The organism is Arthrobacter sp. Leaf234 (assembly GCF_001422665.1).
GTDB lineage: Bacteria > Actinomycetota > Actinomycetes > Actinomycetales > Micrococcaceae > Arthrobacter_D.
Window position 1 is genome coordinate 846,443 of record NZ_LMLU01000001.1, and the last position, 23,440, is coordinate 869,882.

23 protein-coding genes are annotated in these 23,440 nt (G+C 70.3%); 19 read left to right on the top strand and 4 right to left on the bottom strand.

Features of this window, described 5'->3' with window-relative positions:
- Positions 1-54: 54 nt before the first annotated feature.
- Positions 55-1,035 carry a bile acid:sodium symporter family protein gene (locus ASF21_RS03970; RefSeq protein WP_055767052.1) on the top strand — a complete coding sequence of 327 codons (981 nt, stop codon included), beginning with the start codon at positions 55-57 and terminating at the stop codon, positions 1,033-1,035.
- 33 nt (positions 1,036-1,068) lie between these two features.
- On the opposite strand, the gene ASF21_RS03975 is transcribed toward ASF21_RS03970, so the two are convergent.
- On the bottom strand, positions 1,069-1,353 hold the full coding sequence (locus ASF21_RS03975) for a hypothetical protein (RefSeq protein ID WP_055767056.1): 285 nt from the start codon (positions 1,351-1,353) through the stop codon (positions 1,069-1,071).
- A 201-nt stretch (positions 1,354-1,554) separates the two neighbouring features.
- Here ASF21_RS03975 and ASF21_RS03980 point away from each other — a divergent pair, with 201 nt between their 5' ends.
- Complete coding sequence (locus ASF21_RS03980) at positions 1,555-2,193, top strand: GNAT family N-acetyltransferase (RefSeq protein WP_055767060.1); 639 nt, start codon at positions 1,555-1,557, stop codon at positions 2,191-2,193.
- A gap of 87 nt (positions 2,194-2,280) precedes the next feature.
- On the opposite strand, the gene ASF21_RS03985 is transcribed toward ASF21_RS03980, so the two are convergent.
- Positions 2,281-3,651 carry a dihydrolipoyl dehydrogenase family protein gene (locus ASF21_RS03985; RefSeq protein ID WP_055767063.1) on the bottom strand — a complete coding sequence of 457 codons (1,371 nt, stop codon included), beginning with the start codon at positions 3,649-3,651 and terminating at the stop codon, positions 2,281-2,283.
- 150 nt (positions 3,652-3,801) lie between these two features.
- Here ASF21_RS03985 and ASF21_RS03990 point away from each other — a divergent pair, with 150 nt between their 5' ends.
- The 4 genes from ASF21_RS03990 (at position 3,802) to ASF21_RS04005 (ending at position 9,179) form a co-directional block, all read left to right on the top strand.
- Positions 3,802-4,563: an STAS/SEC14 domain-containing protein gene (locus tag ASF21_RS03990; RefSeq protein WP_055767066.1), complete on the top strand. Its 762-nt coding sequence runs from the start codon at positions 3,802-3,804 to the stop codon at positions 4,561-4,563.
- A 113-nt stretch (positions 4,564-4,676) separates the two neighbouring features.
- Positions 4,677-5,663 carry a helix-turn-helix transcriptional regulator gene (locus ASF21_RS03995; RefSeq protein ID WP_082471208.1) on the top strand — a complete coding sequence of 329 codons (987 nt, stop codon included), beginning with the start codon at positions 4,677-4,679 and terminating at the stop codon, positions 5,661-5,663.
- Between the two features lie 103 nt (positions 5,664-5,766).
- Complete coding sequence (locus ASF21_RS04000; RefSeq protein ID WP_055767069.1) at positions 5,767-6,819, top strand: NAD(P)-dependent alcohol dehydrogenase; 1,053 nt, start codon at positions 5,767-5,769, stop codon at positions 6,817-6,819.
- A gap of 290 nt (positions 6,820-7,109) precedes the next feature.
- Positions 7,110-9,179: an ATP-binding protein gene (locus ASF21_RS04005; RefSeq protein ID WP_055767071.1), complete on the top strand. Its 2,070-nt coding sequence runs from the start codon at positions 7,110-7,112 to the stop codon at positions 9,177-9,179.
- A 51-nt stretch (positions 9,180-9,230) separates the two neighbouring features.
- Here the strand turns inward: ASF21_RS04005 and ASF21_RS04010 are convergent, their stop codons facing one another.
- Positions 9,231-10,313 (bottom strand): NAD-dependent epimerase/dehydratase family protein, encoded by a 1,083-nt coding sequence (locus ASF21_RS04010; RefSeq protein ID WP_055767074.1) that lies wholly within the window; start codon positions 10,311-10,313, stop codon positions 9,231-9,233.
- Positions 10,314-10,460: 147 nt separating this feature from the next.
- On the opposite strand from ASF21_RS04010, the gene ASF21_RS04015 reads away from it, so the two are divergent.
- The 7 genes from ASF21_RS04015 (at position 10,461) to ASF21_RS04045 (ending at position 18,405) form a co-directional block, all read left to right on the top strand.
- On the top strand, positions 10,461-11,552 hold the full coding sequence (locus ASF21_RS04015) for a YihY/virulence factor BrkB family protein (protein ID WP_055769110.1): 1,092 nt from the start codon (positions 10,461-10,463) through the stop codon (positions 11,550-11,552).
- 94 nt (positions 11,553-11,646) lie between these two features.
- The gene (locus ASF21_RS04020) at positions 11,647-12,672 is read left to right on the top strand and encodes a glutathione S-transferase family protein (protein ID WP_055767079.1); all 1,026 of its coding nucleotides are present in this window, start codon (positions 11,647-11,649) and stop codon (positions 12,670-12,672) included.
- Between the two features lie 133 nt (positions 12,673-12,805).
- Positions 12,806-13,879: a FecCD family ABC transporter permease gene (locus ASF21_RS04025; protein WP_055767082.1), complete on the top strand. Its 1,074-nt coding sequence runs from the start codon at positions 12,806-12,808 to the stop codon at positions 13,877-13,879.
- 77 nt (positions 13,880-13,956) lie between these two features.
- The gene (locus ASF21_RS04030) at positions 13,957-14,952 is read left to right on the top strand and encodes a FecCD family ABC transporter permease (RefSeq protein WP_055769113.1); all 996 of its coding nucleotides are present in this window, start codon (positions 13,957-13,959) and stop codon (positions 14,950-14,952) included.
- Between the two features lies 1 nt (position 14,953).
- Positions 14,954-15,916, top strand: a complete 963-nt coding sequence (locus ASF21_RS04035) for an ABC transporter ATP-binding protein (protein ID WP_082471210.1) — start codon at positions 14,954-14,956, stop codon at positions 15,914-15,916.
- The gene (locus ASF21_RS04040) at positions 15,913-16,965 is read left to right on the top strand and encodes a siderophore-interacting protein (RefSeq protein WP_055767086.1); all 1,053 of its coding nucleotides are present in this window, start codon (positions 15,913-15,915) and stop codon (positions 16,963-16,965) included. Before ASF21_RS04035 ends, ASF21_RS04040 begins: the two co-directional genes overlap by 4 nt.
- A gap of 381 nt (positions 16,966-17,346) precedes the next feature.
- Positions 17,347-18,405, top strand: coding sequence for a M23 family metallopeptidase (locus ASF21_RS04045; protein WP_157365730.1), 1,059 nt, complete (start codon positions 17,347-17,349; stop codon positions 18,403-18,405).
- A gap of 90 nt (positions 18,406-18,495) precedes the next feature.
- On the opposite strand, the gene ASF21_RS04050 is transcribed toward ASF21_RS04045, so the two are convergent.
- Positions 18,496-19,494, bottom strand: coding sequence for a diacylglycerol/lipid kinase family protein (locus tag ASF21_RS04050; protein ID WP_055767091.1), 999 nt, complete (start codon positions 19,492-19,494; stop codon positions 18,496-18,498).
- A gap of 81 nt (positions 19,495-19,575) precedes the next feature.
- Here ASF21_RS04050 and ASF21_RS04055 point away from each other — a divergent pair, with 81 nt between their 5' ends.
- From ASF21_RS04055 to rpsN, 6 genes are all read left to right on the top strand, one after another.
- Positions 19,576-20,358, top strand: coding sequence for an SGNH/GDSL hydrolase family protein (locus ASF21_RS04055; protein WP_055767094.1), 783 nt, complete (start codon positions 19,576-19,578; stop codon positions 20,356-20,358).
- Between the two features lie 175 nt (positions 20,359-20,533).
- Complete coding sequence (locus tag ASF21_RS04060; protein WP_082471211.1) at positions 20,534-21,130, top strand: MarR family winged helix-turn-helix transcriptional regulator; 597 nt, start codon at positions 20,534-20,536, stop codon at positions 21,128-21,130.
- Between the two features lie 44 nt (positions 21,131-21,174).
- Complete coding sequence (locus tag ASF21_RS04065; RefSeq protein ID WP_055767097.1) at positions 21,175-22,317, top strand: glucose-1-phosphate adenylyltransferase family protein; 1,143 nt, start codon at positions 21,175-21,177, stop codon at positions 22,315-22,317.
- A gap of 304 nt (positions 22,318-22,621) precedes the next feature.
- Positions 22,622-22,858, top strand: a complete 237-nt coding sequence (gene rpmB, locus ASF21_RS04070; RefSeq protein ID WP_043441573.1) for a 50S ribosomal protein L28 — start codon at positions 22,622-22,624, stop codon at positions 22,856-22,858.
- On the top strand, positions 22,858-23,025 hold the full coding sequence (rpmG, locus tag ASF21_RS04075; RefSeq protein ID WP_019481734.1) for a 50S ribosomal protein L33: 168 nt from the start codon (positions 22,858-22,860) through the stop codon (positions 23,023-23,025). Before rpmB ends, rpmG begins: the two co-directional genes overlap by 1 nt.
- A gap of 2 nt (positions 23,026-23,027) precedes the next feature.
- Complete coding sequence (gene rpsN, locus ASF21_RS04080) at positions 23,028-23,333, top strand: 30S ribosomal protein S14 (RefSeq protein WP_026545363.1); 306 nt, start codon at positions 23,028-23,030, stop codon at positions 23,331-23,333.
- The last annotated feature ends 107 nt before the right edge of the window (positions 23,334-23,440 follow it).

Here is a 23,440-nt window from a genome sequence, read left to right on the forward strand (position 1 = left end):
TGAGGCAACTTTAGCAGTGCGTCATACGGGCCGGCACGTGATATCCCGTTAAGGATGACCGGGACGACGAGAGCACCGCAGGCCGCCGAAGAACGCAGCGCACGGACGGCCGTGACGCTGTTCCCGCTCCTGATCCTCGCCGGCGGACTGGTGGCAGTGCTCACGCCGGACACCTTCACGGGGCTCGGCCCCCTGGTGAATCCGCTACTCGGCGTCATCATGTTCGGTATGGGTCTGACGCTCAGGCCGGTCGACTTCGCCCTCATCGCCAGACGTCCCCTCCCCGTGGTGATCGGCGTCGTGGCCCAATTCGTCATCATGCCGTCGATCGGCTGGCTGGTGTCGATGGCTCTCGGGCTGCCGCCGGCGTTGGCCGCGGGTGTCATCCTCGTGGGCTGCTGCCCGGGCGGGACCGCCTCCAATGTCGTCTCCTACCTCGCCCGCGGCGATGTGGCGTTGTCGGTGGCCATGACCTCGGTCTCGACGATCCTCGCGCCGCTGCTCACCCCGCTGCTCACCCTCTGGCTCGCGGGCCGGTACATGCCCGTCGATGCAGCAGGAATCGGCCTCTCCATCCTCCAGATCGTCCTGGTACCGGTGATCGTCGGACTCGCCGTCCGCTTCTTCCTGCCCCGGGTCGTCGAGCGGCTTCTTCCCGCCCTGCCGTGGATCTCCGTGGCGGCCATCACCCTGGTGGTGATCGCCGTGGTGTCCGGCAGCGCGTCGATCATCTTCTCCGCCGGGCTCCTGGTCCTCGCGGCCGTCATCCTGCACAACGGGCTCGGCCTCGCGCTCGGCTACGGGGCCGCACGGCTGTTCGGGCTCCCCACGCCTGCGAGGAGGACCACGGCCATCGAGGTCGGGATGCAGAACTCCGGGCTCGCCGCAGGGCTCGCCCGGACCTACCTGACCCCGGAGGCTGCCCTGCCGGCGGCGATCTTCTCGATCTGGCACAACGTCTCCGGAGCCGCGCTGGCCGCCTACTGGCGTCGGCGTGACGCGCGCGCAGCCCTCGTCGCTGCCGATCCCGCCTGACGTCCGCCGCCCCCGTCGACCAGGAGGGCGTGGTCAGTCCGGGCTGCCGCCCACACTGACCAGCCGCCAACCGTCGCTGGCGGCGTCGAATGCGATGCCGAACTCCAGGACGGGCGAGGCCGGTCCGGTCTGGGCGGAGAAGTGCCATCCCGTCGTCGAAGCCGCTGCTGCGGCCACCGTCGCCGGCCGGCCGATCACCTGCCAGATCCCGCCGTGCCACCGCAGGGCCAGTGGCCGGCCCTGAGGGGTGAAGCGCACGGCTGCCGGCTCGTCGAGCCGCCTGTGCCCGTGGTGCACACCGATCACCTGTGCTGTCATCTGCTGTCCTCCGTTGGTGCGTCCGCTTTCCTGTGAATAATAGAACACGTCTTCTATTCCTCGGCAAGGAGTGACGCGCCCACGGGTCCTCGCCGGGGCTGTGTGATCACCGGTCGGCGGAAGTGGGGGTGGCACCGGCTAGTGTTCCTCACGCCACGGTCTAGCAGCAGGCTTCGGTTCCTGACCATCATCGGATTCCCCATGACAGAGCCCTCAACTGTTCCCGATGTCACCAGCACCACCGGTGGCACATCGCTCCACTCCGTCTCCGGTCTCACCCACACCGACACCATCCCGGCGCCCGACCGCGGGATCTCCACCGACGTGCCTCTCACCAAGCGGGAGCGCGAAGCACAGTGGATGGGCGCGGCCCTGGAGACACCCGACCTCTCCGCGGTGCCCCTGGCCGACCTCCGCATCCTGGCCAACAGGATGTTCCGCATGCTCGATTCCGACCATCCGCCACTGCAGGCGGGCGAACGCTACGCGGCGGCGGTGGAGGAGATCGAGGAGCGCTCGCGCAGGATCGCAGCCCGTGGCGAGGCAGGCGGGATCCGCGAGGTGTTCAAGGACTCGGGATTCAACTCCCGCTTCGAGCTCTACTTCGACGGCTCCCTCGCCGCCTACATCCGCTACTCGATGCTCGGCGGCCAGCTCACGCTGCGCGCACTGGTCGAGAAGCCCGGCTTCGAGGGCCGGGGCCTCGGGCCGGTACTCATGCGCCACGCGATGCTCAACGCGCACAAGCGTCGGCTGAGCGTCGTGGCGGGGTGCCCTTCCGCGCAGGCGTTCGTCGAGCAGAATCCGCAGTACCGGACCCTTGCCCGGATGCCGCGCTAGCGCTCACGGACTCGTCCGGGGAACCATCCCTCGCCGGCTGCAGACCGGCCGGCCGCTGACCATGGGGGTCCGCGAGACCGGAAGCCGTCAGCCGCGGAGTGCAGCCCGTGCGGCGTGGCCGATCACCGCGCTGTACGTCGGGTAGGCGAACTTCACGCGGGCGAGCGTCGCGAGATCGGTTCCACCTGCCATGGCGGAGGCGACGGCCGTGATGACCTCGACGGCGTTCTCGCCGACCGCGTGCGCGCCCAGGATCAGTTCGCGCCGACGATCGACCACCAGTTTCAGGAAGCCCTGCTCCCGGTCGTCGATAATGGGACGCTCCACCACGGCGTAGGGCACCGTCACGGCGTGGCACTCGGCATCACGCTCGCGGGCCTTGGCCTCCGTGAGGCCTACACCCGCGTAGTCCGGATCGGTGAAGCCGCCTTCGGGCAGGAGGTGGTGGGGTGTGGTCCGCGTGGCACCGAGGACGGCGTTCTCCGCGGCCGTCTCGCCCTCGAAGACCGCGGCCTGCACGAGCATGCTGCTGCCGTTCGCGTCGCCCGCGACGAAGATGTGGGGCACGTTGGACCGCAGGTAGCCATCCACCGGGACGAAGGAGCGCGCGGTCTGCACGCCCGCCGCCTCCAGTCCGAGTCCCGGCAGGTTGGCCGGCCAGCCGGCGGCCATGATGACGGCGTCGACGTCGCGTGACTGCTGTCCGCCGTCGCGCTTCCAGGTCAGGGTGAGGTGCGCGCCGTTCCGGCTGATGCTGTCGATACCGTCGATGCCCGTCTCCACCTGCACCCCTTTGCCGGTGAAGCTGGCGGTGACCGCCGCAGCGACGTGCTCGTCCTCCGTCATGAGGATGCGCGGAGTGAGGTCGAGCAGGAGGACGTCGGATCCCATGGCGTCGAAGATGGTGGTCATCTGCGCGCCGGTGTGGCCGCCGCCGATGATGGCCACCGAGCCGGGGAGGCTCTCCAGGTCCAGGACCTCGTGCGGCAGGACGGCGAGTTCGGCGCCCTCGATGGGCAGCCGGCGCCCGCTGCCGCCGATGCACAGGATGATCGAGGCCGCCGTGACCTCTCGGCCGTCGACGAGGACGGCGTGCTCGCCGGTGAGTTCGGCGTCGCCCTCGATGAGCTCGATGTTGAGGCGCTCCATCGTGGGGCCGTACCCCTTGGCCTCGAGGACCCGGGCGACCGTGGCCCGCACGCGCTGCACGGTCTTGTCCCAGTCCACCGAGGGTTCGTCCACGACGATCCCGTAGTCGTAGGCCGTCCGCACCTCGCGGAACAGGCGGGCGGTCTTCGCCAGGACGCGGGTGGGGACGCATCCCGAGTTCACGCACGTACCGCCGAGGGCGGACCGTTCGACGACGGCGGTGCGCGCCCCGAGTTCGGCGGCGCGGGTGGCAGCGGCCATACCGGCGGGTCCACCACCGATCACGAGGACATCGAACGTGTACTCCATGGAACAGCTCCTTCGGTCCGTGCACGGGTCGCTGCCCCCATCCTCCACCGGATTCCGGCCGGGTCACAACGCGCCGCCGGATCCCGCGGGGAGTGTCGCCCACGGGCGGCTGCCCCTAGGATCGAAGCCTAGGATCGACGAAGGACGTGCATGACGGGGGACGCTGGGGAGCAGTCTCGATTCACCCTGACCGACGAGGGCGCCGTGCTGCGCCTGGCCTGGGCCGCAGGGGTCACCATCGAGGCCGACGACGTCCATGCGACCATGGCCGCGGTGACGGCGGCCTCGCCACAGGGCAGGAGGCCGCTGCTGGTCCTGATCGGCCTCGTCGAGGCCATCACGCTGGAGGCACGGCACCTCCTGATCGAGGACACGTGCTCGCTGCGCACGGGCGTGGTCGGCGTGGACGAGGTGGGCAAGGTCCTCACGGCGTTCAACTACCGGTCCGTCACCCCCAGCAGGTACTTCACGAACGAGCCGGACGCGCTGGCCTGGCTGACCGGCCATGCCGACGTCGGCGAACCCACCAGCCGTCCGGCGGAGGAGCCGGAGCCCTACCTCGCCCGGCTCGACGAGGGCGTGATCGTGGTGGAGTGGGACCGCGGCACCAGCGTGAGGACGTCCACGGCGGAGTCTCTGGTCACGGCTGTCGCGGCGCTCGCGCCCGAGGGGTGCACACCGATGCTCGCGCTGAACAACAACATGGTCTCGCTGACGCCCGGCGCCCTGGAGGTGTTCGCCCACCGGCTCGGCGTGGCAGCGCTCGCGATCGTCGGCGTCGAAGGAGACCGTGTGATCGCCGCCTACTACAAGCAGCTGCACAATCCGCCGTATCCCACGCGTTTCTTCCCGACGGCCGCAGAGGCGCGTGCGTGGTTGGCCCGCGGAGCGAGCCCTGCGCGGGGGGATTGACCACGATCCGTGCCGGTCGGGGACCGTGCCGGCCCGATCTCCTACCCGGGTCCTGTCCGTGCAGGTACCAGCAGGGCCTCCCACACCGGTCCGATCCCGCCTACCGTGGAGGGGTGAGCACCCAGAGCGACATCCAGGACTTCCTGACGTCGAGGCGCGCTCGCATCACACCGGGCCAGGCCGGCCTGGCCGCGTTCGGTACCAACCGCCGTGTGCCCGGCCTCCGCCGCGAGGAGGTGGCGATGCTCGCCGGCGTCAGCGTCGACTACTACGTCCGCCTCGAGCGCGGCAACCTGTCCGGAGTGTCCGACGGCGTCCTCGAGTCCCTCTGTGCCGCACTGCAGCTCGACGACACGGAACGTACCCACCTCTACCATCTCGCCCGTTCCGGCACCACGGAGGTGCGCGCACGCCGGCAGCCGGCGTCGCGCCGGGTCCGCCCGAGCGTGCAGCGGTTGCTGGACACGATGGTGGGCGCTCCGGCGGTGGTGCAGAACGGCAGGCTGGACCTCCTCGCCGCGAATCACCTGGGCCGCGCGCTCTACGCGCCGCTGTCCGACGGCGCCCGGGGCCCCGCCAACTACGCCCGCGCCACCTTCCTCGACCCGCGGTCCAGGGACTTCCTCGGCAACTGGGAGCGGGCGGCCGACGACTGCGTCGCCCTGCTCCGGCTCGAAGCCGGACGCAACCCGCAGGACCGCGAACTGACGACCCTGATCGGCGAGCTGGCCACGCGCAGCGACACCTTCCGCGTACGCTGGGCCGCGCACAACGTCCATCTCCACACCACGGGGTCGAAGACCTTCCGGCACCCGGTGGTGGGTGAGCTCACCCTCACCTTCGAGGGCCTGCAGCTCGCCGCGGACCCGCACCTCACCCTCTTCGCCTACACGGCCGAACCCGGCTCTCCGTCGTCGGACGCCCTGGCGCTCCTCGCCAGCTGGAGCGCGCACGAGCGTCCCGGCACCGTCCCGGTCGGTGACAGCTCCGGCGGCCCGGCGGAGGTGCTGCCCGGCGACGGCGCACGCACCGACGGGTCGCGGTCCGTGCCTGGCGCCGTCCGGCTTCCTCCGGGCCGTTCCGTCGAGGACGACGGCTAGACCGAGCGGTTCCCTTCCCGTGTCCCGGGTCGGGCAGCCCGCACCCCCGAGATCCACGGCAGGCGGTCCCGCCTGCCGTTCCGACATCCTCCAGGAGGAACCCATGACCACAGTCCACGCCTACGCAGCGCCGTCCGCCACGGATCCGCTCGTCCCCACCACCATCGAACGCCGCGAGGTCGGCGCACGCGACGTCCTCATCAAGATCGCCTACGCCGGGATCTGCCACTCGGACATCCATACCGTGCGGGGGGAGTGGGGGCCGCAGCAGTACCCGTTGACCGTCGGCCACGAGATCGTCGGTGTGGTCGAGGAGGTCGGCTCCGAGGTCACGCGCCACCAGGTCGGCGACCGCGTCGGTGTCGGCTGCATGGTGAACTCCTGCGGCGAGTGCGCCAATTGCGCCGAGGGTGAGGAGCAGTACTGCCTCAAGGGAAACGTCGGCACCTACGGCGCGAAGGACCGCGACGGCACCATCACGCAGGGCGGCTACTCCACGCACGTCGTGGTCGTCGAGAACTTCGTCCTCTCGGTCCCCGAGAGCATCCCCTACGAGGCTGCGGCTCCGCTCCTGTGCGCCGGCATCACCACCTACTCGCCGCTGAACCACTGGAACGCCGGTCCCGGCAAGAAGGTTGCCGTCGTCGGACTCGGTGGCCTCGGCCACATGGCCGTGAAGATCGCCCACGCCATGGGCGCCGAGGTGACCGTCCTGTCGCAGAGCCTCAGCAAGCAGGAGGACGGCAAGCGCTTCGGAGCCACCGACTACTTCGCGACGAGCGACCCGGAGACCTTCGAGAAGCTGGCCATGAGCTTCGACCTCATCATCAACACGGTGAGCGCGAAGATCGACCTCGACGCCTACCTCTCACTCCTGCGGCTCAACGGCACCATGGTCAACGTCGGGGCTCCGGCTGATGCGCTGCCCCTGCACGTGTTCACGCTGTTCAACCAGCGTCGCTCCTTCGCCGGTTCCGGGATCGGCGGCATCCGCGAGACCCAGGAGATGCTGGACTTCTGCGCGGAGCACGGCATCGCCCCCGAGGTCGAGGTGATCTCGGCCGAGGCCATCAACGAGGCCTACGAGCGCGTCCTGTCCTCGGACGTCCGCTACCGCTTCGTCATCGACACGGCGACGCTGGGCCAGGCGGGCTAGGGACCCGGATCGGGGCAGGCGCCGGCCGCCCTGCCGGACAGCGCGAGCCATCGACCGATGGCTCGCGCTGTCCGCGTTCGGTCCGCTGTGGACGGCGCCGGTCCCCACCCGTCCCGGAGCTGTCCCCGAGCTGTCCCGGACCACCCTGCGGCCCCTCGCCGTACGCCGTGCGGCCCTCGCGCCGCAGAGGACCCCACGGCGGACACCGGCCGGGACGGCCAACCAGTAAGCTGAGGTCCACGGCGGCCCTGCTCAGAGGGCGGACGGCAATTCTTCGGACGGGTAGTGGGATGGGCGAGGGGCGGATGCACGGGGTCGCGGGACGGCTGGCAGCGCTGTCGCCGACGACCCTGCATCTCCTGTTCGGTCTGGTGCTGGCCGCAGCCGCAGCCTTCGGCCGCAGCACGAACCTCGAGTCCTCGGGCCTCGCCCTGGTCTGGCCCGCGGCCGGTATCGCGTTCCTGTGGAGCCTCTGGGGATCGCGGTCCAGGGTGGACCTCACCGTCTCCCTGGTCGCCGCCTTCCCGATCCTCGCCTCGGTCAATCTCCTCACAGGTCTCAGCCCGTCCCTCGGCTTCGCCGTGGCCCTCGGCAGCATCGCCCAGACGGCCGCCGCCGTGGTCCTGTTCCGCCGATTCATCCCCGGACTCGAGATCCGGACGGTGGGGGACTACCTCCGCCTCGGATCCATCGCGATCGCGGCCTGCTCCGTCGGCGCCCTCGCGATCGTCGTGGGCAGCGCGATCGACGGATCCGCCGATCCCCTGTCCGCTTTCGTCCCGTGGCTGGTCCGCCACGGCGTCTCGCTCACCGGGATCGGATCGCTCGGCGTCGTGATCGCCTCGAGCATCAGGGCCAGGGCTGCGGGCCAGACACCTCCCTCGCTCCCGTCCGCCCGCCGTGCCGAGTACGCGATGCTCGCCGTCGTCTCCGTGGTCCTCTACGTCGCGACCTTCGGGGCCGGTACGGCGCTGCCCATCGCCTACACCACCATCCCGGCGCACATGTGGGCCGGACTCCGCCTCCGTTCGGGCTGGGCGATGCTCCATGGCCTGGTCAGCGGTGCCTTCCTCGTCTTCTTCACCCTCGAGCGCCGGGGGCCCTTCCAGGACCTGGACCCCGGCATCGCCGCGTACGTCGCGCAGTCCTTCATGTTCATCGCCTTCTCCCTCTCCGCCGTGCTGGCACTGAGCATGGATGAGCGGCGCCGCCTCATCTCCCGTCTCTACCGGGCCAACGCCGAGGCGAAGGCCGCCGCCGATCTGCGCGACCTCGTGATCGGCCGGATGAACGACGGCGTCCTGGTGGCCGGCGCGGACAAGCGCCTGATCTTCCAGAACGCGACGAGCGAGCGGTGGCTCGGCGGCGGAACCGCGCGTCCGGGCGAGGTGTGGCGGCGCGACTACACGGTCACGACGCCGGACGGGCAGCAGCTCCACGACGACGCCAACCCGCTGACCCTGGCACTCCAGGGCGTCGTGACCGAGCGGATGGACCTCGACCTCACGCACTGCTCGGGTGAGGTCATGCACCTGTCCGTCGACGCGATGCCGCTGCCGGGCGAGGGCGGCGCCGTCGTCGTGCTGCGCAACGTCACGCACGAGCGCCTGTACGAGCGGGATCTGGGGCGGTTCGCGTCCGTGGTGGCGCACGATCTCCTCACGCCGCTGACCGTGTTCGACGGCTGGCTGGAACTCCTCGAGGATCCGGACCTTCCCGCGGACGAACGCCGGGCCAGCATCGAGCGGCTGCAGCAGGCGAGCCTGCGCATGCGGACGCTCATCCGGAACCTGCTCGCCTACAGCCTCGCGAAGGAGGAGCGGCTCACCGCCTCACGGATCGACGTGGGCCGGATGGTGGAGGGGATCATCGACCTCCGGACGGCGCTGCCGGGCACACAGCTCCCCGAGGTGTCCTTCCACGTCGACGCACCGCACGCGGTCTACGCCGACGAGCGGCTGTTCCTCCAGCTCATGGAGAACCTGGTGGGCAACGCGATGAAGTACGGCCGGACCGACGGGACGGGCGAGGTGACGGTGACCACGACGTCCGAAGCGACGTCCGGCCGCACCCTCGTGCGCGTGCGGGACAACGGCATCGGTGTCCCGGACGCCGACCTCGACCGCGTGTTCGAGGAGTTCCACCGGTCCGAGAACGGGCTCAGCCAGGCGTCGGGGACGGGGCTGGGGCTCGCGATCTGCCGACGTATCGCGGAGAGCCACGGCGGATCGATCGTCGTCCGGAACGTCGAGGAGGGCGGCGCGGAGTTCACCGTCAGCCTGCCGGGTACGGCCGCGCAGCTACCCGAGGGCATCCCCTTCGTCGAGGCGGAGGGCTCGCCGCGGGTCTCCGCTTCCTGACCGGACCAGGGGCCCGGAGGCTCCTGCCCGGAGTCGCCCCGCGCCGGGACCTCAGGCCGCGGACCGCGGGTACAGCTTGGGGGACGCACCGCGGCCCCACCCTCCCCGCAGCCCGGCCAGCACCTCAGCCATGGCCTCGCGAGAGGAGCGCCGCGCTTCCCAGCCGAGCACGGAGCGTGCCCGCGAGGTGTCCATGACGGGGCACTGGGAGGCCATGTCGATCCACCCCGGGTCGGTGCGCTGGACACCCAGCCCCCACGACGCCCCGACGATCCACCGGAGCACCCGTACGGGGAACCCGGTCACGCGGCGTGCGCCGAGGAGGTCGGCGACCCGCTCCGGCGTCAACTCGGGCTCCGCTGCGATGTTGAAGGCACCTGACGCCCGCCGGGCCACGACGCGCCAGTAGGCGTCGGCGACGTCGTCGGCATGGACCGCCTGGAACACGAAGGCCCGGGGAATCGGCAGGAGGGGGAGGGGGATCCGGCCGAGGACGATCTTCGGCACGAGCGGACCGAGGAAGTAGCGGCCGATCTCGCTGCCCGCCGCCCCCTGGAAGATGAGCCCCGGCCGCAGCCGGGCCACAGGGATCTCCGGGTACTCCGCCTCGAAGGAATCGAGCAGCCGTTCCTGCTCGGCCTTGTAGCGGCTGTAGTGGGACGTCCCGATACCATCCGTGGGCCATGACTCGTCCCTGCGGGTCTCCTTGTCCGACGGCGAATACGCCCCGACGGAGGACGCGCACACCACGTGCCGGACTCCTGCGGCGCCCGCCGCGGCCAGTACGTTCGCCGTGCCGGTGACGTTGGTGCGGTGCATGAACGCCTCGTCGCGGTTGGGCTGGATGGCCCAGGCCAGATGCACGACGGCGTCGACCCCGTCGAGCGCCCGCGTCAGGGCCTCCCGGCCCTCGTCCGTGCCGATGTCGATGGCGTGCCAGTCGATGCCGTCGTACGGTGCCCCGCCGGTATCGGGGATGGTCCGGGCAACGGCCGTGAGCGAGATGCCGCCCGTGTCCTCGGCGGTGTCGTACCCTGAACGCTGAATGGCCTCGCGGTCCCGGGCGGCGCCCTGCAGCCGGGTGAGCAGGGCCGTGCCGACGTTTCCGGTGGCGCCGATGACTGCTATGCGCATGGGTGGCTCCTGTGCCTCGAGGTGTCACGGGCGCGGGGTGCGCCCCTGGGGACTGGACTACTAAGTAAGCTTATGGTGCAGTTGAAGCAGACGTACAGCCGTAAGCACGCCCCGCTCCGATTCCGGGGCCGAGACCTGGAGGATTCCGTGAGCAGCAACAGCAGGGTGAGCAGCGCGTCGCGCAGTGACGCGGCCGAGAAGGCGCGGACCGCGCCGGATCCCAACGATCCCCGCAAGCCGGACGATCCGAAGGACGTCAGGAAGCCGGCGTGGAAGTACGTGTTCAAGCGGTCCCTGAACGAGTTCGGCAAGGACCAGTGCACCGATCTGGCAGCGGCGCTCACCTACTACGCCGTCCTCGCCATCTTCCCCGGCATCCTGGCGCTCCTGTCCCTCCTCGGTCTGTTCGGGCAGGCCCAGAGCACCACGAACCAGGTGCTGGAGATCGTCGGTCAGTTCGCGCCCCGCGATACGCTCGAGACGATCCGGCCGACGATCGAGGGCCTCGCCTCCAACCAGGCCGCCGGTCTCACGTTCGTCATCGGACTCGCGGGTGCCATCTGGTCGGCATCGGGCTACGTCAATGCCTTCTCCCGCGCCATGAACCGGGTCTACGAGGTCGAGGAAGGTCGCGGGTTCCTCAAACTGCGCCCGCAGATGCTCCTCGTGACGATCGTCGTCCTCGTCCTGATCGTGATCATGGGCCTCATGCTCGTCCTGTCCGGTCCCGTGGCGGAGGCCGTCGGCAACACGATCGGTCTCGGCAGTACCGCCGTGACCATCTGGAATATCGCCAAATGGCCCGTCATGGTGCTCTTCGCGGTGCTCATGATCGCGGTGCTGTACTACGGGTCCCCGAACATCAAGCAGCCCAAGTTCCGCTGGATGAGCCTCGGCGGCCTGATCGCCCTGCTGGTGCTCGCCATCACCACCGCGGCGTTCTCCCTCTACGTGGCGAACTTCGGCAGCTATGACAAGACCTACGGCGCCATCGCCGGGGTCATCGTGCTGCTGCTGTGGATCTGGCTGGCCAACCTGTCCCTGCTGTTCGGTGTCGAGTTCGATGCCGAGATGGAGCGCGGACGCCAGTTGCAGGGCGGTATCGAGGCCGAGGAGACCATCCAGCTTCCCCCGCGGGATTCCAAGGCTGCGGAGAAGAAGCAGGAGAAGCACCTCAAGCTCGTCCGTGAGGGACGCGAACTGCGTGAGAAGTACGGACGGGATCACAGCAGGCAGTAGCGGCTCCCGCCCCGCTTCGGCATCCGTTCCACCAGGAGGCCCGGTCGTCACCGCGACCGGGCCTCCTGTCCGTCAGCACACCTAGACTGGCGGCATGACCGACACGCAGCAGTCCGAGCAGCAGTCCGAGCAGCAGTCCGAGCACAGCACCAAGGGGTCCTACGTCACCGGTGGCAAGGAGTTCACGCGGGACACGCAGTACATCGAGACGAGGATCACGAGGGACGGCGCCGACGGCTACCCCGTCGAAGCGGGTCGCTACCGCCTCATCGCCGCACGGGCCTGCCCCTGGGCCAACCGCACGATCATCGTCCGCCGTCTCCTCGGACTGGAGGACGCGATCTCCCTCGGCACCCCGGGACCCACCCATGACAGCAGGTCCTGGACCTTCGACCTGGACCCGGACGGCAAGGATCCCGTCCTCGGCATCGAGCGCCTGCAGGAAGCATTCTTCAAGCGGGACCCCGACTACTCGCGCGGCATCACCGTGCCGGCCGTCGTGGACACGACCACCGGCGCCGTGGTCACCAACAACTTCCCGCAGATCACCCTCGACTTCTCCGGCGAGTGGAAGGACTTCCACCGTGAGGGCGCTCCCGACCTCTACCCGGAAGCACTCCGGGAAGAGATCGACACGGTCAACAAGCGGGTCTTCACGGAGGTGAACAACGGCGTCTACCGATGTGGGTTCGCCGGGTCGCAGGAGGCCTACGACGCCGCCTACGACCGCCTCTTCACCGCACTGGACTGGCTGGAGGAACGTCTCACGAACCAGCGCTTCCTCGTCGGGGACACCATCACGGAGGCCGACGTCCGTCTGTTCACCACCCTCGTGCGGTTCGATCCGGTCTACCACGGCCACTTCAAGTGCAACCGGAACAAGCTGACGGAGATGCCGGCCCTCTGGGGCTATGCCCGCGACCTCTTCCAGACGCCCGGCTTCGGCGACACGATCGACTTCGAGCAGATCAAGCAGCACTACTACATCGTCCACGAGGACATCAACCCCACGGGGATCGTGCCGAAGGGCCCCGACCTCGACGGGTGGACCACGCCGCACGGGCGCGAATCCCTCGGTGGCAGGCCCTTCGGGGACGGCACCCCGCCGGCTGCGGTGTAGCTCGCGGAGGGGTTGCGGACAAGGTGCCCCCGCAGCCCCTCGCGCCCCGGATTAGGGAACAAACTCGTTTCTTAATTGTCCGGAGCCTAGGCTAGCCTTACTTCAGACCGATCGTCCGTCCGAGGGAGGCACCATGGCAGTCCAGGCCTCCGCCGTGCGCCCCGCTCCCTCCACCGGCCCCCGGCCGGCCACGGCCCTCCGCCGTCGGTCCTCGACGCCGCGGAACCTCGTCCGGATGGGTGTCGCGGCGCTCGTTCTGCTCGCCGTCAGCATCGCCTCGCTCACCATCGGGGCGCGATCGGTCGGCATCGGCACCATGATCGACGCCGTCACGGCCTTCGATCCCTCGAACGGCGAGCACGCCGTCGTCCTCTCCCGCGTCCCGCGCACCATCGTCGGGCTCCTCGTCGGAGCAGCGCTCGCCACGGCGGGCGCGGCGCTGCAGGGCGTCGCCCGCAATCCGCTGGCCGACCCGGGCATCCTCGGGATCAATGCCGGGGCCTCGCTCGCCGTCGTCATCGGGATCTACGTGTTCGGGCTCAGCAGCGCCTCCGGCTACATCTGGTTCGCCTTCGCCGGGGCGGGTGCGGCGGCCCTCACCGTCTACGCCGTGGCCAGTCTCGGCCGTGAGGGCGCGACGCCGGTCAAGCTCGCCCTCGCCGGCGCGGCCCTCGCAGCCGGCCTCGGCAGCCTCACCAATGCCGTCCTCGTGTCCAGCCAGGAGACCCTCGACGCCTTCCGCTTCTGGCAGGTGGGCACCCTCTCTGGCAGGGGGTGGGACGTCATCGGCGCGGTCACGCCCTTCCTCCTCGGCGGGCTCGTGCTGACCCTCGCCACGGGCAAGGCGCTCAACAGCCTGGCGCTCGGCGACGACGTGGCCCGCGGCCTCGGCCAGAACGTCGGCCTCGCGCGCGGGATCACGGCGCTCGGCGTCGTCATCCTCTGCGGCGCGGCGACGGCGGCAGCCGGGCCCATCGCCTTCGTGGGGCTCGTCATCCCGCACATGGTGCGGCTCGTGGCGGGCCCCGACTACCGCTGGATCCTCCCCTTCTCCGCCCTGCTCGGGCCGGTTCTGCTGCTCGGCGCGGACATCATCGGACGCGTGATCCTCCCGCCGGGCGAGGTCCAGGTGGGCATCATGACCGCCGTCGTCGGCGCACCCGTCTTCGTCTGGCTCGTGCGGCGCCGCCGGATGGCCCAGCTGTGAGCGCCCTCCAGCAGGCTCCCGCGCCCGCCGGGCAGGGTCCCGCCGGGGTCCGCAGCTCCTCGCCGGTTGGCGCCCGGGTGCAGCGCCGGCGGAGCACGGCCCGCCGCGTGGCAGCGGCAGCGTTCGCCGTCACCGTCCTGTTCGCCGTGAACGTGCTGCTCGGGACCTACACCGTGACCATCCCCGACTTCCTCCGCATCCTCGGCGGGGCGGACATCCCCGGAGCCAGCTTCATCGTGCTGGAGAACAAGCTTCCCCGCGCGGTCATCGGCCTCCTCATCGGCGTCGCGTTCGGCGTCTCGGGCGCCGTGTTCCAGACCATGCTGCGGAATCCGCTCGCAAGCCCCGACATCATCGGGATCAGCTACGGTGCGAGCGCCTCGGCCGTGGCGGCGATCGTCCTCTTCGGTGCTGCAGGTGCCGCGGTCTCGCTCTCGGCGCTGGTCGGGGCGATGGTGGTGGCCGCGGCGATCTACCTCATCTCCCGACGTGGCGGCGTGGCGGGGTACCGGCTCATCCTGGTGGGCATCGGGTTCGCCGCCGTCATGCACGCGCTCGTCAGTTTCCTCATCACCCGCACGGATCTCCGTACCGCCTCCGAGGCCGTGCTCTGGCTCAACGGATCGCTGAACTCGAGCACCTGGGACCGCGTCGCGGTGCTCGTCGCCTCCCTCCTGGTCCTGCTGCCGGCCGCAGTCGTCCTGTCGCGCAGCCTGCAGGGTCTCGAACTGGGCGACGACGCCGCGGCGGGCCTCGGTGTCCGCGTCGAGGCATCGAGGCTCGGACTGATGTCCACCGCCGTCGCCCTCGCCGCGGTCGCGACCGCGGCTGCCGGCCCGGTGGCGTCCATCGCGTTCCTATCCGGCCCGATCGCGCGCCGGCTGCTCGGCAACCGACCATCGCTCGCGATGGCGGGACTCGTGGGCGCGGTGATCGTCCTCGCCGCGGACTTCGTCGCGGCGAACCTGATCGACGGCACCTCGCTTCCCGTCGGTGTCGTCACCGGCGTGCTGGGAGCGCCGTTCCTGCTGTGGCTGCTCGCCACGGCCAACCGCAGAGGCCAGGGAGGCTGAGATGATCCTTCGCCACGAACCGGCGGCGCATCCGCCGCGCACCACCTCCGCGGCTCCCGGTACCGCGCCGGACACGCTGTCCGCCGAGGCGCTCACGCTCGCGTACGACGAGCGCACCGTCGTCGACAAGCTCTCGCTGGAGCTGCCCGCGGGCAAGGTCACGGTCATCGTCGGGGCCAACGCCTGCGGGAAGTCCACCCTGCTCCGGGGCCTCGCCCGGCTGCTCAAGCCCGTCACGGGCAGTGTCATCCTCAACGGCACGGACATCCACGCCCGGTCCACCAAGGCCGTGGCCCGCGTCCTCGGTCTGCTCCCGCAGACACCGGTGGCACCGGACGGCATCAGCGTCGCCGACCTGGTGGGGCGCGGCCGCTACCCGCACCAGGGCTGGTTCCGCCAGTGGACCCCCGAGGACGACGACGCGGTCACCGCCGCGCTCGAGGCCACCGACACGCTGGCCCTCGCGGACCGGAACGTCGACGAGTTGAGCGGCGGCCAGCGCCAGCGGGTCTGGATCGCGATGGCGCTCGCGCAGCAGACCGGTATCCTGCTGCTCGACGAGCCCACCACCTTCCTCGACGTGACGCACCAGGTCGAGGTCCTGGATCTCATCACCGACCTCAACCGCCGATCAGGCACCACCGTGGTGATGGTGCTGCACGACCTCAACCTCGCAGCCCGGTATGCGGACCACCTCGTGGCCATGCGCGACGGCCGGATCGTGGCGCAGGGGCCGCCGTCGGACGTCGTGACCGAGCAGACGGTCTCCGGGGTGTTCAACCTCGAATGCCGCGTCATCGAGGACCCGGTGTCCCACACCCCGATGGTCGTCCCCATCGGCCGGCACCACGGGGCGGCGCCGGCCCTCCACCTTCCGTCCTCCCCGGGCGGCCGCGAGCCGTCACGGGGGTACCGACCCAATCCGCAGGACACCGTTCCTGCACGAGTGGAGGCAGCATCATGACCGACGTGACCGAGCGGACCGCGAGGCGGACCGCTTCCGACACCGAACCGATGGTCCTGGCCTTCGACGTCGTCGTCACCGCCGTGCAGGACCTGACGGCGTCCTTCCGCCGGATCACCTTCGGCGGTGCGTGCCTGACCTCCTTCGGGGTCGCGGGGGACACCCTCGACCTCCGCATCAAGATCGTCATCCCGTCCGAGGGCCGCGACTGCCCGGACATCGCCGGCATGATGGCCGGTGGGTCGGCGTCGAGCTGGTACCAGACCTGGCTCGGCCTGGACGCCGGGGAGCGGGGTTCCATGCGGACCTACACCGTGCGCGCAGCACGCTGCGGCGGCGAGCGGCCGGAGATCGACGTCGACTTCGTCCTGCACCTCGACGCCGACGGGCGTGGCGGGCCCGCCGCCGAATGGGCGGCCGCGGCACAGCCGGGCGACCGCGTCTGCGTCATCGGCCCGAATTCGTCCGCGGCGCAGTGCGCGACGGCGGGGGCCTACGGTGGGATCGAGTGGAGTCCGGGCCTCGCGCAGCACGTCCTGCTGGCGGGGGACGAAACCGCCGTCCCGGCGATCAGCGCGATCCTCGAGTCGCTGCCGGAGGACATCACCGGCCACGCCTTCCTCGAGGTCCCCGACGCGCGGGACATCCAGGACATCCGCACCCGCTCCTCGGTCTCCATCACCTGGCTCACCCGTGACGGGTCGTCCCACGGCGAAGCGCTCGATGCAGCGGTCCGTGACGCCGTCAGGGTCCCCGGCTGGGTCTCGCTCTCCGGATCGGGTGCAGTGAGCGGTGGCAGCGAGCCCGAGGAGGTGGACATCGATCGGACGATCCTGTGGGAGACACCGCAGCTCCTGGAAGCGGCCATCGTGAAGTCGACGGTCAATCCCGAGAGGTTCCCCGGCACGCAGCCGTTCTATGCCTGGATCGCCGGCGAGGCTGCTGTCGTCCGTGGCCTGCGCCGCTACCTCGTGCGGGACGTCGGCGTGGACCGGAAGCAGGTCGCGTTCATGGGCTACTGGCGCAAGGGTCGCGCGGAGCTGTCCTGACCCGGATCGGAGCCTCCGACCGCAGGTTTCGCCGGGCTTTTCCGCAGGAATCCGGAGCCGAACCGGAGTATCACAGATGATCCACAGGCGGGGTAACGGAATTGTAACTTCGCCCGTGGTGCCCTAGGGTTTGAGCAGCCACAGCAGCTTTCTCCCCCAGGTCCGCACGCCCGACCCTGTCAGCGGACCGCTGAACACCCTGTGACAGGGGCGGAGGAGCCACGGACCGGCGGCAGATGCCGCACCATCCGTGTCCCCCTCGCGGTCCAGTCGGCGCACGCCCTCCGCGGCTTTTCGCGGTGCTGCCGTGCCGACGAGCCGGATCGAGTCCTGCTCCGATCCGCCAACCGACGTCGCGGGCGTCCTGAAAGAGGTCAGTCGTTGAGCCAGACGGTCATGCCCGGTCGCCGCCGTGCGTCCGAGGGGCGCGCGCACCAGCAGGACACCCATCGGCGTCGCGCCGACCAGCACCCCGCCGATCCTTCCCAGACCGCCCGACGGATGACCCCCGTCCTCCCCACCCCTGCGGCCCGGGCGTCCGAGGTGCCCGCCCCCGCGCGGATCCCCGCTCAGACGTCCGAACGTCCTCCCACGACCCTCCCGTCCCGTCGGGCCCTCCGCGCGGCCCGGTCCGCGGACACGGCCGCGCCGCCGATCCTGCCCTCCCGTCGATACCTGCGTGAGGCCGCATCGGCCCCGGCGGGCGGACGTGCCACGGCGCCGCGGACCGCCGGAGGGCACCGCGCGGGCGGCCGCACCACGCGGCTGGAGCGGCTGCGGGGCAACGCGGCCACGGCCGGGATCGTCCTTGCCTCGGCAGGCCTGGTGATGGGTGCTGTCGCGCCGGCCGCCCAGGGCACCGCCCCCCAGGTCGCCACGGACGCCCCTGCGATCCCGGCGCCCCGGGTCTCCCCGGCCGTCACCGCTCCCGCCGATGCGGCGGTGACCTTCGGCCTCGTCGCAGCAGGTCCGGCAGCGGACGGCATCGCTCCGAGCATCGTCACGGCGCGCGCCCTCTCGGCGTCGCTCACACCGGCAGCGAAGGAGCGCAAGGCCTTCAGCGTTCCCGTGGACAACCCTGTCGTCGCCTCGACCTTCGGCTACCGCATCAACCCGCTGGGCGGATCGGGCGAGGAACTCCACACCGGCCAGGACTATGCGAGCGCCTGCGGGGCGGCCGTCAAGGCCGCCGACGCCGGCACGGTCGTGGACTCCGGCTGGCACGCGTACGGCGGCGGGCAGCGCATCGTGATCGACCACGGCGACGGCCTCAGCACCACCTACAACCACCTGAGCGTCCTCGACGTTGCCGCGGGCGCACGGGTGCAACGCGGCGACCTCCTCGGCGCCGTGGGCAGCACCGGGAATTCGACCGGTTGCCACCTGCACTTCGAGGTCATGGTCGACGACGAGAAGGTCGACCCCCAGCCCTGGCTCTGATGCCGGAGCCCGTCCGGAGCCCGGAGCCGGCCCCAAAGCCCGGAGCCCGCCCGGAGCCCGGAGCCGAGGCGCGATGCGGCCCGGAACGGGCTAGGGAAGCGGTTCGCTGACGACCGCAGGGTCCTTGTACCCCAGGGGCATCCGGAGCCTGAGCGAATCGGGCTTCACCTCGAAGGCCATGTGCGTGGCCTGGCCGAGGGGATCGCCGTCGAGCTGCACTTCGAGGGGTTCGCGCAGGGTCACCTCCGCGGTACGGCACTGGAAGTACTCGAGGGAGGGGTCCTTGCCCTTGCCCCGGGCGAAGAGTTTGCCCGCCACCGCGAGCCAGCCGAGCGCGCCCTTCGGTGCCACGGTCATGAGGTCCATGAGTCCGTCGTCGATCTTCGCGCCGGGGAAGATCTCGAGTCCGCCCATGATCTTCCCGCAGTTCCCGCCCATGACGCTGCGCAGCCTGCGCTCGAAGGGCTTGCCGCCGTCCACCGAGAGGGTGGTGCGCGTGGGCTTGCCCGGCAGGTTCCGCAGACCGGCATCGACGTAGGCGAGCCAGCCCACCTTGTCCTTCAGGTCGTCCCGGGTGTCGGACATGATCGCGGCGTCGTACCCGATCCCCGCCATGACGAGGAACACGTGTGCGTCCTGCGCCCGGTCGACGGTCACGTGCACGACGTCGATGGTCCGCTCGGTCCCGCGGAACGCGGCCTCGACGGCGGCATCGGGATTATCGACGGCGATGTCCAGGTTCCGGGCCAGGAGGTTGCCGGTGCCGAGCGGGACCAGTGCCATCATGGTCCCCGTCTCCGCGAGCTCCTCCGCGACGCAGCGTACGGTGCCGTCGCCGCCGGCGGCGATCACCAGGTCAACACCGGCGTCGAGCGCCTCGCGTGCCTGGCCGTGGCCCGGATCGTCCGCCGTGGTCTCGATCACGAGCGGCTCGTCCCAGCCGTCCTCCTCGGCGATACGCCGGACGGCGCCCACGACGTCGACGTCGGTGGCCTTGATCGGGTTGATGATCAGGGCCGCGCGCCGGCGGAAGGAGCTGCCGGCAGGCGTGGCGTCCGTACGAGCCTCGGGTGGTGCTTCGGTCGGCATGGTGTCCTTCGGCAGGGTGTCAACGGATGGCTCCGTCGAGCTTATCGCGGGGCACCCCGACGTCGAAGGTAATCTTTGGTCGTGACCAACACCTCGCGCTACGTGGCCCTCGGAGACTCCTTCACGGAAGGCGTGGGTGACTGGGACCCCGAATCGCCCAACGGCGTCCGCGGCTGGGCGGACCGCGTCGCCGAGCAGCTGGTCCTGGCGGACCCGTCCTGGGAGTACGCCAACCTCGCCATCCGCGGCAAGAAGATGCGGCAGATCCTCGACGAGCAGATCGACGCGGCACTGGCCCTCGAGCCGACGCTCGTCACGGTGTACGCCGGCGCCAACGACATCCTCCGCCCGCGCATCGACATCGACCTTTTGATGTCGCGGTACGACGACGGCATCGCCCGCCTGCGCGCCTCGGGAGCCGACGTCGTGCTCTTCACGGGCTTCGACGCCTCCGGATCCGCCGTGTTCGGCAGGACCCGCGGACGCACCGCCGTCTACAACGAGTGGGTGCGGGAGATCGCGGACGGGCGTGGTGCGACCATCGTGGACTACTGGCGGCTACGGGAGTTCCAGGACTGGGGCTACTGGGACGTGGATCGCATGCACATGTCGGCTGCGGGCCACACCCTCATGGCGGTGCGGGTGCTCGAGGCCATGAAGGCCTCCCACCGGATCGACCTCCCGGAGCTCGAGGCCCGGCCCGCACTCAAGCGCGCGGAGCAGCTCCGAGCGGACGCCCAGTGGGCCAGGGAGTACCTGAGCCCGTGGGTGGGGCGCCGGCTCCGTGGGGTGTCCTCGGGGGACGACCTGCAGCCCAAGTACCCGGTGCCAGGGCATCCGCTCCGGGCCTCCGTGACCGCTTGAGGGCCTCCTGCGCCGGGCACCGTCGCCGCTGGGAGCCGGTTCCCGCGGTGTCGCACCGCGCGGGACCGATGGCCTGCCGTCCGCCCAAAGGACCACGCGGGCACCGCCCCCGCAACCCGGACGGGGCGGTCGCGGAGCCCGGTGGACACCGCCGGCCATGTGCCAGAATGAGCGCATGGCGGCGCATTGGCTCACACCGGACGAGCGGCGGGCGTGGCTGGCATTGTACGCGCTGACGTCGCTCCTGCCGTCGACGCTCGACGCACACCTCTTCCGGGAAGCGCGCATCACCCTGTTCGACTACCACGTCCTCGCCATGCTCTCCGAGTCCGACAGCACCAGCCTCCCCATGAGCGACCTCGCGGCGCGATCGACGGCGTCGCTCTCGCGGCTCAGCCACGTGGTCAAGAAGCTCGAGTCCCGCGGCTGGGTCGCCCGGGTGCCGTCGTCCTCCGACGGCCGGGTGACGACGGCGTCGCTGACCCCGGACGGCCTCCGGATGCTGGAGGACCTCGCCGTCTCCCACGTCGCCCAGGTGCGGAGCACCGTGTTCGACGCCCTCGACGCGCAGGACGTCGCCGATCTCGAGCGGGTGGGCCGGAAGATCCTCCGGCGCCTGGACGGAACGCACTGGATCCTGGCGGAGATCGGGCCGGGCACGGATGGGGTCGAGCCGGATGCTCCCGCGGTGGAGGTCCGGGGCCACCACGCGGTACCCGACGCAGCCGCTGCGGCGTCGCTCCACCAGCAGGTTCACAGCAGCGGTCACTAGGCTGGCGGAGGCCGTTCACGGCCCTGACGAGGACAGGACGGCAGATGGAACAGCATGGACAGTACCGGCACCAACCCCGGATCCTCGCGATCGTGCTGGCCGGGGGTGCGGGCGGCCGGCTGGGTGTGCTGACGGACCACCGGGCCAAGCCCGCCATGCCGCTCGGAGGGAGCTTCCGGCTCATCGACATCCCGCTGTCAAACCTTCACCACAGCGGGATCTCCGACGTGTGGATCATGGAGCAGTACCAGCCGAAGACCATCAACGACCACCTCCGGAACGGCAGGCCCTGGGACCTCGACCGGACGAGGGGCGGCCTGCTCGTCCTGCCCCCGTTCAGCGGACGCGAGGGGGAGGGGTTCGCCGAGGGGAACGCGGACGGGCTGCTCCGCCAGTCCGCCTTCATCCGGGACTTCGCGCCGGACCTCGTCCTCGTCCTCAGCTCCGACCACCTGTACCGCCTCGACTACCGCGACGTCGTCGACACCCACCTGCGCGCGGGAGCGGCGCTCACCATGGTCACGGTCGACTTCGACGGCGACGCCTCACCGCACGGCGTCGTGACGGTCGACGACGACGGCCGCGTCACCGGGTTCGCGTACAAGCCGGAGGAACCGCAGTCGCGGATCGTCGCCGCGGAGGTCTTCCTTTACTCGGCGGAGGCACTGCTCGAGGCGCTGGACCGACTCGACGGACAGCAGGAGAACCTCGGCGACTACGGGCACCACCTCGTTCCCCACCTGGTCGAGCAGCACGCCGTCGTCGAGCACCGACTCGAGGGCTACTGGCGAGACCTGGGCACGCCGGCCAACTACCTCCGCGCGCATCTCGACCTCCTCGCCGGCAGGGGACCGGACCTCGCCGATCCCGCCTGGCCCATCCTCACCGAGCCGCCCCACGTGGCACCGGCTTTCGTCGGTGAGGGCGCCGTGATCGCAGGGTCGCTGATCACTCCCGGCGCCCGGGTCCACGGGACCGTCCGGAGGAGCGTGATCGGTGCCGGGGCGGTCATCGAGCCCGGAGCCGTCGTCGAGGACTCGGTGGTGCTCAACCGGGTGCGGATCGGGACCGGGGTGTCGGTGCGCTGGGCGATCGTCGACTCGGACGCCGTCGTGTCCGCGGACCGCATCGGCGGCGGCCCGGACGAGCCCGTGGTCGTCGGGCGGGACGGCGAGCCGGGCGACTGACCCGTTTTGGTCAGGCCAGAACCTGTCGGTAGTATGGTAAGGCGTTTGGCTGTGGTGGAGGCCGCCCTGTTCCCAGGACAGGTCGGAATGCGCCCGGCTACCCGTGACTACTAGAATTCAGGGCTGGACCGGCCGCAAGGCCGCCCCGCCTGATCTTCACCGTCTTCCCCGCGGCGAGGCACTCTGGCAGGTTCTCACCCTGCCGGGTACACCTCCGGAAAGCTGCAGTAATAACGGTGTCATTACTGGTGGCGGGACGCTCGACAAGTGATTCCGTCACGTTCATCTAATCTGGAGGAGAGTTATGGCAGCCCACTGCCAAGTGACCGGAGCCGAGCCCGGCTTTGGACACAGCATTTCGCACTCGCACCGCCGCAACAAGCGTCGGTTCGACCCCAACATTCAGAAGAAGCGCTACTACGTGCCTTCCCTTCGCCGTAACGTCACGCTGCAGGTCTCGGCCCGCGGCATCAAGACGATCGACGTGCGCGGTATCGATGCGGTCGTCGCATCGATCCTCGCGAGGGGAGTGAAGCTCTAGTGGCGAAGGACAAGGACGTACGTCCGATCATCAAGCTGAAGTCGACCGCCGGCACGGGCTACACGTACGTGACGCGGAAGAACCGTCGTAACGATCCGGACCGCATGGTCCTCATGAAGTACGACCCCAAGATCCGCAAGCACGTCGAATTCCGAGAGGAGCGCTAAACATGGCCAAGAAGTCAAAGATTGCTCGCAACGAGCAGCGCAAGGTCATCGTCGAGCGCTACGCGGCCAAGCGCCTCGAGCTCAAGAAGACCCTCGTCGACGAGAACGCCACGGATGAAGCACGCGAAGCGGCACGCCTCGGCCTGCAGAAGCTCCCCCGCAACGCTTCGCCGGTGCGCCTGCGCAACCGCGACCAGATCGACGGGCGCCCCCGCGGAACGCTCCAGAAGTTCGGCATCTCGCGTGTCCGCTTCCGCGACATGGCCCACCGGGGCGAGCTGCCCGGTGTGACCAAGTCCAGCTGGTAGCAGTTCCCGGGACCCTGCGTCCCAGCAGCACCACCCGCCGCCTCCGGCGGTGACACCACGGAAGCCGGCAACCCCAGGGTTGCCGGCTTCTGTCGTGTCGGCCCCCG